The sequence below is a fragment of the Arthrobacter sp. ISL-72 genome, assembly GCF_018613755.1.
GTDB lineage: Bacteria > Actinomycetota > Actinomycetes > Actinomycetales > Micrococcaceae > Arthrobacter.
In genome coordinates, this window is the sequence record NZ_JAGGPP010000027.1 from 82,111 (window position 1) to 94,049 (window position 11,939).

9 protein-coding genes are annotated in these 11,939 nt (G+C 66.8%); 7 read left to right on the forward strand and 2 right to left on the reverse strand.

What is annotated here, in order from left to right; genetic code table 11:
• Positions 1–11: 11 nt before the first annotated feature.
• Positions 12–1,583 carry a glycosyltransferase family 39 protein gene (locus J7I92_RS19180; protein ID WP_214843099.1) on the reverse strand — a complete coding sequence of 524 codons (1,572 nt, stop codon included), beginning with the start codon at positions 1,581–1,583 and terminating at the stop codon, positions 12–14.
• A 178-nt stretch (positions 1,584–1,761) separates the two neighbouring features.
• Here J7I92_RS19180 and J7I92_RS19185 point away from each other — a divergent pair, with 178 nt between their 5' ends.
• Together J7I92_RS19185 and J7I92_RS19190 are read left to right on the forward strand one after the other, a co-directional pair.
• A complete protein-coding gene (locus tag J7I92_RS19185) occupies positions 1,762–3,234 on the forward strand; it encodes a glycosyltransferase family 87 protein (RefSeq protein WP_214843100.1) in 1,473 nt (490 codons plus the stop codon).
• Positions 3,227–4,666 carry an NAD(P)/FAD-dependent oxidoreductase gene (locus J7I92_RS19190; RefSeq protein WP_214843102.1) on the forward strand — a complete coding sequence of 480 codons (1,440 nt, stop codon included), beginning with the start codon at positions 3,227–3,229 and terminating at the stop codon, positions 4,664–4,666. Before J7I92_RS19185 ends, J7I92_RS19190 begins: the two co-directional genes overlap by 8 nt.
• An 8-nt stretch (positions 4,667–4,674) precedes the next feature.
• Here J7I92_RS19190 and J7I92_RS19195 read toward each other — a convergent pair whose 3' ends face one another.
• A complete protein-coding gene (locus tag J7I92_RS19195) occupies positions 4,675–5,319 on the reverse strand; it encodes an NAD(P)-dependent oxidoreductase (RefSeq protein ID WP_214843103.1) in 645 nt (214 codons plus the stop codon).
• 79 nt (positions 5,320–5,398) lie between these two features.
• On the opposite strand from J7I92_RS19195, the gene J7I92_RS19200 reads away from it, so the two are divergent.
• The 5 genes from J7I92_RS19200 (at position 5,399) to J7I92_RS19220 (ending at position 11,853) form a co-directional block, all read left to right on the forward strand.
• Positions 5,399–5,803 carry a helix-turn-helix domain-containing protein gene (locus J7I92_RS19200; RefSeq protein WP_214843104.1) on the forward strand — a complete coding sequence of 135 codons (405 nt, stop codon included), beginning with the start codon at positions 5,399–5,401 and terminating at the stop codon, positions 5,801–5,803.
• 83 nt (positions 5,804–5,886) lie between these two features.
• Positions 5,887–7,878, forward strand: coding sequence for a penicillin-binding transpeptidase domain-containing protein (locus J7I92_RS19205; RefSeq protein ID WP_214843105.1), 1,992 nt, complete (start codon positions 5,887–5,889; stop codon positions 7,876–7,878).
• A gap of 114 nt (positions 7,879–7,992) precedes the next feature.
• The gene (locus J7I92_RS19210; RefSeq protein WP_214843106.1) at positions 7,993–9,675 is read left to right on the forward strand and encodes an ABC-F family ATP-binding cassette domain-containing protein; all 1,683 of its coding nucleotides are present in this window, start codon (positions 7,993–7,995) and stop codon (positions 9,673–9,675) included.
• 208 nt (positions 9,676–9,883) lie between these two features.
• Complete coding sequence (locus tag J7I92_RS19215; RefSeq protein ID WP_214843107.1) at positions 9,884–10,654, forward strand: DeoR/GlpR family DNA-binding transcription regulator; 771 nt, start codon at positions 9,884–9,886, stop codon at positions 10,652–10,654.
• Positions 10,651–11,853 (forward strand): MFS transporter, encoded by a 1,203-nt coding sequence (locus tag J7I92_RS19220; RefSeq protein WP_214843108.1) that lies wholly within the window; start codon positions 10,651–10,653, stop codon positions 11,851–11,853. Before J7I92_RS19215 ends, J7I92_RS19220 begins: the two co-directional genes overlap by 4 nt.
• Positions 11,854–11,939 lie beyond the last annotated feature (86 nt).

Below are 11,939 nucleotides of genomic sequence, written 5' to 3' on the forward strand. Positions count from 1 at the left end.
CGGGAGGGCGGTTACGGGCAGGTGTACGAGACCAGGGCCATACGCTGGAAGACCAGGTTCCGCGTTTGTCGGCATCCTGCCGACTCGAACGCGGACAGGTCGTTGGGTGCTCCTCCGCCGTACCCGACGAACCAGACGTCCCCCCGGCCCCTCAGCTGTTCGGCAGTGACTGCGGCGTTCTTTCCCCAGAGGGTTCCGGAATCCGCCGGACTTTCAGCGAGCGAGAGGTCCGTGACAAGCCGGAAATCCTCGGGATAAGCAAGGGCCATATCGCGCAGTTCCGGGTAGGCGTACACGGCACCGGCGGGCCCGGGCGTCTGGGCGGCGATGAACTCCGCCATCTGACGTTCAGTGTCCGCCGGTTCGTTCACCAGGCTTTTGATCGTGAGCTGGGGAACAAGGCTGCTGAGCACAACCAGGCCCGCTGCGGTCGCCAGGAGCCATGGCCGGCCGGTGCTGAGGCGGCCGCCTGGATCGAGCCGCCCGCTGAGGCTGCCAGGGCGGAGCCGGTCCAGGCCCAGGCCCACCAAAAGAGCGAACAACGGTGCCGTGAACGTAAGGTAGCGGGCGACATAGACGGGCTGTGCGACCACACTCACCAGGAGAAGGCCAAGCATGGGGAGCGCCACCCCCACCAGGCCGAGGACCACCAGCGGACGGTACGCGGCAATCCGGCGCACGGACCACAGCCCCCACACAACGAGGAGCACCTCGGTTATGCCCAGGACCAGGATAAAGCCGAGAATCCACTCCGGCGGAAGGTTGCCGGTGGGCCGGTCATCGCCGTAGAAAAACTGTTTGACGGCGGCGATCGTGAGGTTTTGGAGCAGGGACCGGTTCTGGATCCACTCCACCTGGGCTTTTTGTGTCATGGCAAAGAGCAGGAACGGCAGGACAGCCGCTCCGGCCGCCGCGCACGTAATGAGCACAGCCAAGGGCCGTTTGCGGAGGATGATGGCCGCCACTGCATGGGAGGCTACGGCCAGAGCGAAGAACATGAACATGCACACGCCGGCAACCGCACAAACGCCGTAGAGCACCCAGTCGATGGCGCGGTTGGATTCCCACGCCCTGACGAGCAACAGGGTAAGCGCCACGGCCAGCAGCGCGGTGAAGGCCGACTGACGGGCCTCGGTCCCGGCCCAGACCATGCGGGGAAGAACGGCGAGGACCAGCCCTGAGGCAATGCCCACCGATTCGGAACCGAGCTTTCGTCCGATCAGGACCGTGCCCGCGCACGCCAAGCCCACCGCCAGGGCCGACGGCATGCGCATGGCAACCTCGGAAAACCCGAACACCGTGGTCCAGGCGTGCATGAAGAAGTAGTAGAAGCCGTGAACGGCGTCAACGGACCGCAGCAGCTCGAGGAGTTCGGCCGGGGACCGCCCGGCCGCGGAAATTGTGGCTATCTCATCGTCCCAAAAGGACGGCACCCAGGAACCGACAACCGCGACGACGAACGCCAGCAGCCCGATTCCCGCAGGAGCCGTCCACGGACCGGCCCACATAAAGCGGGGAGTGTTCTCGGCGGGCGTGGCCTGCCGAAAGTGCTGCCTGTCGCGGACGCGGGAAAGCTGGTTCACAGCGGGATGCCCCCTGAGGCCTGGTGGTTGCTGCGAAACAGACTGGCCTCGAGTCTGCTCCTGAACGGAAGAGCGGGAGGGCCCAGCGTGGGAAAAATCCACACGGCGCACACGTTCGACGATACACTGTCGCCCGTACGCGCGGACTGATCCCGGGGAGCGACGGTAAGCTCAAGGGATGCAGGAGACAATGCCGCCGGCGCCCCCGAAAAGGACGCGCCTGGTCATCCCGAGCCGCAGCGATCTCCTGCTCCGGAACTTCACGGAGCTGGTCGGGGGGCCCATGGGAAACCGGGCTGCGCCGGGCAAAGTCTCGCCCGGATTCTTCACTGTCGAGCGCGTGCTCATCATCCTCACCGTGCTGGCTGCCCTGGCAAGCATTCTGCTGAAGAACTACTGCCGCGCCAACGGCTGGGAGTCCCCGGGCCAGTTCTACTCCACCTGCTACTCGGATTTCCCGGAGCTCTTCCGCAACAGAGGACTTGGTGACGGGACCTTCCCCTTCTTTAGCGCAGGCAGCTTCTTCGAATACCCGGTCCTGATGGGAATCATTGCGGGCCTGACGGCCATGCTGGTGCCGGGCCAAGGTGCCACCGACGCACGCATCCTCGGGTACTTCGACGTCAACGCCACGCTGATCGCCGCCGTCTGGATCGTCACGGTCCTCGCCACTGCGCGGATGAGCCGCCGCCGGCCGTGGGACGCCGCCATGGTGGCCCTGGCCCCGGGAATCGTCCTTGCCGGAGTGATCAACTGGGACATGTGGGCGGTGGGGCTGCTCGCCGTCGGGATGTGCTTTTTCTCCCGCGAGCGGTTGGTGCTGGCCGGGGTCTTCATCGGCCTGGGAACGGCCACCAAGCTGTACCCGATCCTTGTTTTCGGCGCCATCGTGCTGCTGGCACTGCGGACCGGAAAGATCCGCCCGCTGCTCGTCACAGCAGGCGCGGCAGCAGCGGCATGGCTCGCCGTCAACCTCCCCATTGCCGCGATGAACCCCTCCGGCTGGAAGTACTTCTACCAGTTCACCGAGGACCGCCCCGCCGGCTATAGCTCACCCTGGTACGCCTACAACCTGGTTGCGGGGCGCCTGCAATGGCTGCCCCTGGGGCCGGAAGCCATCAATACCCTCGCGCTCAACCTGTTCCTGATCAGCTGCGTGCTCATTGCCGCCCTTGCCCTCACGGCACCCCGCCGTCCCCGGCTCGCGCAGCTGGCGTTCCTGATCGTGGCCGCCTTCATCCTGACCAACAAGGTGTATTCACCCCAGTTCGTCATCTGGCTGGTTCCCCTGCTGGCTCTGGCCCGCCCGCGCTGGCGTGACTTCCTGATCTGGCAGGGAGTCGAAGGACTGCACTGGGCGGCAGTGTGGATGTATCTGGGACAGGTGACCAGCGGAGGCCCCACGCAGCACAATATCGACATGCCGTACTACGTTCTTGCGGTTGGCCTGCACATGATCGCCACCGGGTACCTGATGGTCCGGGTGGCGTGGGACATCGGGGACCCCGGCTACGACATCATCCGCCGCCACTCACTTGACGACCCCCAGGGCGGACCGTTCGACGGCGCACCGGACTGGCTCCGGCTGGATCCCGGGGACCCCGCGGCGTCTGTTCTTCCCTGGCGACCCAAGGCGGCAAGCAATGCCTGACGTCGCCGTCGTTGGTTCCGGCCCCAACGGACTCGCCGCGGCGGCGACAATGGCCCGCGCCGGCCTGAACGTGCACGTGTACGAGGCCGCGGAGACGCCGGGCGGCGGCCTCCGGACGTCGGAGCTCATGCAGCCGGGCCACCTGCACGACGTCTGTTCCGCCGTGCAGCCCATGGCCCTCGTCTCCCCCTTTTTCCGGGCGTTCGAGCTGTCCCGGCGCATAGAGCTCATCACACCGGAGCTGTCCTTCGGATCGCCCCTGGACGGCGGCCGGGCCGCGCTGGCGTACCAGTCCCTGGACCGGACGGCCGAAGGACTGGGACCCGACGGCGCCGCATACCGCCGCCTTATGGCGCCGCTTGTACGGCGGGTGAACGGCGTCGCCGACTTCACCCTCAACCAGCTCCTGCGAATCCCGCACGACCCCCTCGCCGCGGTGCTGTTCGGGCTGCGGACCCTGGAACAAGGCTCGACGGCATGGAACGCCAGGTTCAGGGATGATCTGGCTCCGGCCCTCCTGACCGGGGTTGCCGCACACTCCGTTGGCGGCCTGCCGTCGCTGGCCCCGGCCGGCGCCGGGCTCATGCTGGGGACGCTGGCGCATGCCCAGGGCTGGCCGATTCCCGTCGGCGGGTCCGCGTCCATCGCCCGCGCCATGATCGCAGACATTGAAGCCCACGGCGGAACCATCGAAACAGGCCGGCGGATTGATTCGCTGCGGGAGTTGCCGCCTGCCAAGGCCACCCTCCTGGACGTCGCGCCGCCGGCGCTGCTGAGGCTGGCCGGGAACAGGCTTCCTGCCGGTTACCGCCGGTCCCTGAGTACATTCCGCTTCGGCAATGCAGCCTGCAAGGTGGACTACATCCTGTCCGGTCCTGTGCCGTGGGAGGCGGCGGGATTGGCCGACGCCGGCACGGTGCATGTGGGCGGAACCCGGGCCGAGATGGCCGTGGCGGAAAACGCCGTCGCTGCCGGCCGGCATCCCGAGAGGCCCTACGTCCTGGTGTCCCAGCCGTCGCGGTTTGATGCCTCCCGCGCACCGGAGGGGAGGCACATCCTGTGGACGTACTGCCATGTTCCGGCCGGTTCAACGGTGGACATGGCGGAGGCAGTCACGGCCCAGCTGGAGCGTTTCGCCCCTGGCTTCCGGGATCTAGTGGTCCAGGTGCACGTGACGAGCGCGGCGGGGCTGGCTGAGTACAACCAGAACTATGTCGGCGGGGATTTCGCGGCAGGGCTGATGGACCTCCGCGGCCTGATCCAGCGGCCCGTGATCAACCCCGTGCCGTGGCGCACCCCCTTGGGGGGAGTGTACTTGTGCTCCTCGTCAACCCCTCCGGGTCCCGGCGTCACAGGCATGCCGGGCTTCCATGCAGCTAGATATGCCCTGAAAGACATATTCGGGAAGAGCGTGCCGCGGCTGGGCCTTTAGCCTTCTTATCAGGACACAGGGTAGGGGTGGTCCGCCGTGTCCTTGTCGGGGTTCGCCACGGTGAAGCGGGAACGGTGGTGGGCCGGGGCTTCCAGCTCATCCAGCATGGCGACGGCGAAGTCCTGGGCGGTAATGGACGGTCCAGCCGGCGAATCCTGGGCGGTTACGTACTTGCCGCTCCGCGTCCCGGGCTTGATGACAGGGGCGGGCGCCAACATCGTCCAGTCGAGGGTCTCCGGAGCAGAACGGATCTCGTCGTAGGCCGCCGCCATGGTGCGCGCTTCGGGCCGATAGGGTTCCGGGAAGCCCGGGGATTCGCACAGCCGCACGCCGTTGATTTCGAGCGCGCCCGCACCTCCCACCACCAGCAGGCGGGTGGCACCGGCGCTTCCGAACGCCGCACTCATGGCGGACAGCCATTCACCGTGGTCACCACCGGTGCGGCTGGGCACCGTGGCCAGCACAACGGCGTCATGGTCCTTTGCAACATTGGCGAACGTGCGCACGTCAGCCAGTTCAGCACGGCAGGCCGTGGCTCCGGGGACTGCGGCTCCTGCCCGTGAGATGGCTGTGACTTCGTGGCCCCGCCGTAGCGACTCCTTGACGATCTGGCCACCCACCATCCCCGTGGCACCGTACACTGCGATTTTCATGTCGCTCCTCGTATTGGGTACCGTAGGAAGTTCACAGTATTTCTAGGATACCTAGGGAATCAGAGAAAGTGAGGTGCTGATGGATACCGTTCTGACCGGCGTCGGGCCTGGCGCCGACATCATGGATCCACAGTGCCCCTCCCGTGTTGTGTTCCAGCGGATCGGCGACAAGTGGGCGTCCCTGGTGGTCCAGGTGCTGGCCGACGGGCCCGTTCGATTCTCCGAACTGCGCAAGCATGTCCACGTGATCACGCCGAAGGTCCTCACCCAGACCCTGCGAACGTTGGAGCGGGACGGCCTGGTCACCCGGACGGTGTTCGCACAGGTGCCGCCCCGCGTCGACTACCAGCTGACCGGGCTGGGGATGTCGCTGCTGGGGCCGCTCAGCGTCCTCCGGGAATGGGCGGAGTCGAATGTTACCAGCATCCTGGATGCCAGAGACGCGTACGACGAGGCCCGTGACGGGGCACCGCCGGAGAACTGAACGCCGGGGCTTGACCCTGCCTGCGGGATTCCCGGGATCCATGTGACAAGGACTTTGCCCCGGGCGCGGGGCATAATGGCGCGGTGGGGAACTTTCAGAAACTTTCGCTTGCTCTTGTCGGACTTATTATTGGCGGGTCGCTGGTCGCCTGCGACGACGGTCGTGCCGGTGCGCAGGAGGCCGCGAAGCAGCTTGCTTCGGCAGTCTCCGCGCTGGACGTCGGGGCCGTTGCGCTGGACGGCAAGGACGCCGCGGCTGCCAACGAACAGCTGAAAGAGGTCTTCCAGGCGCTTGATCCGGCCAAACCTGCTGTTGATGCCGGTGAGCTGAAGCTGGATCAGGACACCGCAACAGTCCCTCTGAATTACAGCTGGAAGGTCGGCGCGGACGAGTGGAAGTACACGGTTTCCGCGGAGCTCAAAAAGTCCGGCGACAAATGGCTGACCGTCTGGAAGCCTGACCTGCTGGTACCGGAACTGGCGGACGGGGAAGTTCTCGGCACGGCCATCGAGGCGCCCCAACGGGCAGAGATCCTCGGCGTAGGTGACGCAAAGCTGGTCACCTACCGGTCGGTGGTTAACGTCGGGATCGACAAGCCACAGCTGGCCTCGGCCGATCCGGCGGCGTCGGCCACCAAGCTCGCCGGGCTGGTCGGAGTGGATCCCGCCGCCTACGCCCAGCAGGTCCAGGCGGCGGGCCCCCAGGCCTTCGTTCCCGCCATCACGCTCCGCCAGGACGGCCGCACCGTCACGGACGCCCAGATCGCCGAGATTCCCGGCGCGCGGGCGATCCCCGACACTCTTCCGTTGGCACCCACCCGCACCTTCGCCCGCGCCCTCCTGGGGACCGCGGCCCAGGCAAACGCCGAACAGATCGAAAAATCCGGCGGTGCGCTCAAGAGCGGGGACACCACCGGGACCGGCGGACTCCAGCAGCAGTACGACGCCCAGCTCCGCGGCACCGCCGGCATCCAGGTCTTTGCCCAAAAGGCAGGACTCACGGCCGAGGAGAAGGAAGCGCTGCCCGACGGCGGCCGCCGGTCCCTCTTCCAGGTTGAAATGAAGCCCGGCACGCCCGTGAAAACCACTCTGGACCCGCGGCTGCAGCAGCTGGCCGAAGACGTCCTTGCCGAGGTGGGCCCGGCGTCGGCCATCGTGGCCCTGCGTCCGTCCAGCGGCGAGGTGCTTGCCGCGGCCTCCGGGCCGGGCAGCAACGGCTACAACACTGCCATGCTGGGCCAGTACGCTCCCGGATCGACCTTCAAAATGGTGGATTCGCTCGCCATGCTCAGGAACGGCATGACGCCGGATTCCAAGGTGGAGTGCACGCCCACGCTCACGGTGGATGGGCGCACGTTCAAGAACGCCGAGGGCTATCCCGAAGACTCGTTGGGATCGGTCACCCTGCGCGACGCCTTTGCCCACTCCTGCAATACCGCCTTCATTGCGGCGCGTGAGTCCGTCAGCCAGGCCCAGCTTGAGTCCGCAGCCACGTCCCTCGGTGTTGCGGTTGAGGCACCCGGTCTTGGCGCCGAGGCGTTCCTCGGGTCCGTCCCCGGTGAGGCCGAGGGCACTGAGCACGCTGCCTCCATGATCGGGCAGGGAAAGGTGCTTCTCTCGCCGCTCGCGGCTGCCGTGATGGCCGGATCAGTGGCCAAGGGCTCCCCCGTGTCGCCCACGCTCGTGCTGAATGGGGACGCGGGCTCCGCAGGGGCTTCCCCGGAGGCGTCGGAAACGCCGACGGCGAGTGGACCGTCGTCGGTGTCCTCTACTGCCCCGGCCCCCGCGAAAACCGCTGAAAAGCCGATCACGGCCGAAGAAGCTGCAGCCCTGGCGGACATGATGCGGGCCGTGGTGACCTCGGGCCACGCAGGATTCCTGGCCTCCGTGCCGGGGCAGCCGGTGGGGGCCAAGACGGGCACCGCCGAATTCGGTGGCGAGAACCCGCCGAAGACGCACGCCTGGATTGTGGCCGTGCACGGTGATCTCGCCGTGGCGGTGTTCGTCGAGGAAGGCGGCCTCGGAGCCACCACCTCAGGTCCCCTGCTCAAGGAGTTCCTGGTCGCAGCAGGGTAACCCTAATCCGTTCCACCAAAGGAGTTTTTGTCCAGATATCGCGGGCTGCGGGCGGTTTTGGGCGCGATATCTGGACAAAAACTCCGAGGGGGCGGGCGTGGGAAGATTGATCATGTGGCCCATATTGACGTTTCAGGCATTGATTACTTCCTCTCCGACGGCACGCAGCTGCTGAACGGAGTGACCTTCAAGGTCCCGGACGGCACCAAAACGGCGCTGATCGGGCCCAATGGAACAGGCAAGACCACGCTGTTCCGCATCATTTCCGGCGACCTCACTCCGGACGAAGGCGTCATCGGCCGGTCCGGCAACATGGGGATCATGCGCCAGTTCGTCGGCCAGGTCCGGGATGAATCCACCGTCCGCGACCTCCTGGTTTCCGCCGCCCCTCCCGCGCTGGCTGCCGCTGCCCGCGCCGTCGATGAGGCCGAGCTGGCCATGATGGAGCACGACGACGAGCCCACCCAGATGCAGTACGCCCAGGCAATCGTGGATTGGGGCGACGCCGGCGGCTACGATGTCGAGACCGTCTGGGACGAGGTCTGCATGGCCGCGCTGGGACTGCCGTTTGACCGCGCGCAGCACCGCCCGGCGTCGAGCCTCTCCGGCGGCGAGCAAAAGCGGCTGGTCCTCGAAGCCCTCTTCGCCGGCCCCGACGAACTCCTTCTCCTCGACGAACCGGACAACTACCTCGACGTGCCGGGCAAGCGCTGGCTCGAGGCCATGCTCAACGAGTCCAGGAAGACCGTGTTCTTCATCAGCCACGACCGCGAGCTGCTGAACAACGCCGCAAGCCGCATCGTGACGCTCGAGCCGGGCATCAACGGCGCCGGTGCGTGGATCCACGGCGGCGGCTTCGGCTCCTACGTGGACGCGCGTGCGGACCGCAACGCCCGTTTTGAGGAACTGCGGAAGCGCTGGGACGAGGAGCACGTGAAGCTCAAGGAACTCGTCAACATGTATAAGAACAAGGCGGCCTTCCGCTCCGACATGGCCAACCGCTACCACGCAGCCCAGACCAGGCTGGCGAAGTTCCTTGAGGCCGGCCCGCCGGAAGCCCTCCCCATCGAGCAGAATGTGCAGATGCGGCTCAAGGGCGGCCGGACTGCCAAGCGGGCCATCGTGGCTGAACGGCTGGAACTGACCGGGCTGATGAAGCCGTTCTCCACCGAAGTCTGGTTCGGGGACCGCGTCGGCGTTCTGGGCTCCAACGGCTCCGGCAAGAGCCACTTCCTGCGCCTCCTCGCCACCGGGGGCACCGACCCGGAGCGGGAGCACCTGCCCGTGTCCGACGTCGAAATCGCGGAAGTGCCGCACGAAGGCACGGTGAAGCTCGGCGCCCGCATCCGTCCCGGCTTCTTCGCCCAGACCCATGTCCGCCCTGACCTCCTTGGCAAGACCCTGCTCGAGATCCTGCACCGGGGAGACGAACACCGCTCCGGGCTCGGACGCGAGGCAGCGGCCGGCGCCCTGGACGGCTACGGCCTGGCTTCGCAGTCGGAGCAGAAGTACGAATCACTGTCCGGCGGCCAGCAGGCCCGCTTCCAGATCCTGCTGCTGCAGCTCTCCGGTGCCACCCTCCTGCTTCTCGATGAGCCAACGGACAACCTGGACCTGCACTCGGCCGAGGCCCTGGAGCGCGCCATCGACCACTTCGAGGGAACAGTGTTGGCCGTGACCCACGACCGCTGGTTCGCGCGTACCTTCGACCGCTTCCTGGTGTTCGGCTCCGACGGCAAGGTGTACGAATCCGCCGAGCCCGTCTGGGACGAGAAGCGTGTGACGCGCGCCCGCTGACAACGGGAACCATCTCTCACATCCTGCGCATTTCCACCAGACGCTCTCTTCATCGGTGAGAGAGCATTGGGGATTTGGGTGCAGGAAGTGAGAGCGTCGGGGCCAATTGAAGGTCCCGCGCGGAAGAGTTCCACCACCGTGGGAACCCTAGCCGCTCAAACTGTCCACCAATTCTGATTAAATGATCATTTGCGGTTAGCATTTAAGCATGAGGACGGAGGCGCGGCACCTGCTGATCGGCGAGCTGTTGCGCAGCCGTGAAGAGGTGAGCGTCGACGAGCTGATGGCGGAGTGCGCTGCGTCGGGCGCCACCATCCGGCGTGACCTCGACACCCTGGCCAGCCGCGGCGTCCTCCGCCGGGTTCACGGCGGAGCCAAAAGCCTGGTGCTGCGCGGCGAGAATCCCGGATACGGGCAGCGGGAACTGGAAGGGCAGGATGCCAAGGCCCGGATCGCCGTCGGCGTGGCAGGCCTGCTGCGGGACCGGGAACATGTCTGGCTGGACAGCGGGACCACCGCCACCGGCATCGCCCGCCAACTGCGGCAACGCGACCTGACCCTGATGCCCATGTCACTGCCCGCCCTCAATGCCCTGACGGCGGAAAGCCAGGGCGGCCACCGTCCCGGCCTCCTGGTGCCGGGCGGAAGCCTCATGCCCGGCGAACTGTGCTTTCGCGGGCCGCTGGCTGAAGCCAACATCCGCTCCCTTCGTTTCGATACTGCCGTGGTGACGCCCTGCGCCGTCAACTTCAGGGACGGGCTGCTCGCCCACGATCTGGATGACGCCGCCGTTAAGCGGGCGGGCCTTGAATCCGCCGGCCGGGTGATCGCCGCCTGCGCAGGATCAAAGTGGAACGCCGCCGCCGTGGCGCTCGTCGCCCCACTGGACAGCGTTGACATCATTGTCACGGACAGGTCATTCAGCCCGCAGGAACTTACGCAACTTGGAAAACACTCAGTGAAAGTAGTGAATGTATGAGCGTCGCCGTCTCCACGCAGAAACTGAACGCCGCGGCCGCCGCGACGTTCCTGATTTTCGGGATCAACGGGCTCGTGTTTGCCAGCTGGGCTGCCCGCATCCCCGCCGTTACCGAGATCCTGCATGTGACCTCCGGACAGATGGGAACGCTGCTCCTCTGCACCGCCGTCGGTTCGCTGATCGCCCTTCCCACGGCAGGGTGGGTGGTGGGACGGATCGGAACCGCCAACACCGTCCGTGCCAGCGGCTTTCTGGCCGCCGTGGCAGGCGTCGGCGTTGCATTGTCTCTGGTGGCAGAGTCAGTGCCCGGCACAGCAGTGGCGCTCTTCTTCTTCGGCATCGGAATTGGCCTGTGGGACGTTTCCCAGAACATCGAAGGGGCCGACGTCGAACACCGGCTGGGGCGCACCATCATGCCCCAGTTCCACGCGGCCTTCAGCGGCGGCGCTTTTGTGGGCGCCCTGATCGGCGCCGGGCTCTCCGGCCTGGGCGTGGGCCTGCCGGCCCACCTGCTGGTCATCGCGGCAATCGTGGCTGTGCTGACCATGGTCGCTCCCCGCTATTTCCTGCCGCACATTGCAGCCGAGGTTCCTTCCGACGGGCAGGCTGCGGCGGCGAAGGGCGAGTCCGCCTGGCGTGACAGCCGTACGCTGCTGATCGGTGTTGTGGTTCTAGGCGCCACGTTGACCGAAGGTGCCGGTAACGACTGGATCGCGAAGGCCTCCGTGGACGGCCTGGGCACCAGCGAATCCACCGGCGCCCTGATGTTTGCGGTCTTTGTCCTGGCGATGACGGCCATGAGGTTCTGCGGCGGGTTCGTGATCGACAAGTACGGCCGTGTTGCGGTGCTGCGGGCGAGCATGGCCGCGGCAGCCGCGGGCCTGGGCCTGTTCGTCCTGGCCGGCAATGTCTGGTTGGCCACAGCCGGGGCAGCACTCTGGGGAATCGGCGCCGCGCTGGCCTTCCCCATGGGCATGTCTGCCGCTGCGGATGATCCCGGGAAGGCTGCCGCACGTGTTTCAGTAGTGTCAACGCTGGGCTACATCTCCTTCCTGGCCGGACCGCCGCTCCTCGGATACCTCGGTGACCTCACCGGCATCCACCTGGCCCTGCTCGCGATCATGGTGCCCATCGTGGTGGCACTCCTCCTTGCGGGCGCCGCCAAGCCCCTGCCGGGTGCGCCGCTGCGGAACGAGTAGCGCGGCCCGAACCAACGCCGCGGGCAGCCGATTCCGCCGCCGCACCCTGCCCATCCCCCTACCGCCCCACGCAGGCGGCGGTAGGG

Excerpts from the sequence above, each read along its gene's own strand:
- J7I92_RS19190 (WP_214843102.1), top strand. The coding sequence starts at position 3,227 with ATGCCTGACGTCGCCGTCGTTGGTTCCGGCCCCAACGGACTCGCCGCG.
- J7I92_RS19220 (WP_214843108.1), top strand. The coding sequence starts at position 10,651 with ATGAGCGTCGCCGTCTCCACGCAGAAACTGAACGCCGCGGCCGCCGCG.
- J7I92_RS19185 (WP_214843100.1), top strand. The coding sequence starts at position 1,762 with ATGCAGGAGACAATGCCGCCGGCGCCCCCGAAAAGGACGCGCCTGGTC.
- J7I92_RS19215 (WP_214843107.1), top strand. The coding sequence starts at position 9,884 with ATGAGGACGGAGGCGCGGCACCTGCTGATCGGCGAGCTGTTGCGCAGC.
- J7I92_RS19200 (WP_214843104.1), top strand. The coding sequence starts at position 5,399 with ATGGATACCGTTCTGACCGGCGTCGGGCCTGGCGCCGACATCATGGAT.
- J7I92_RS19195 (WP_214843103.1), bottom strand. The coding sequence starts at position 5,319 with ATGAAAATCGCAGTGTACGGTGCCACGGGGATGGTGGGTGGCCAGATC.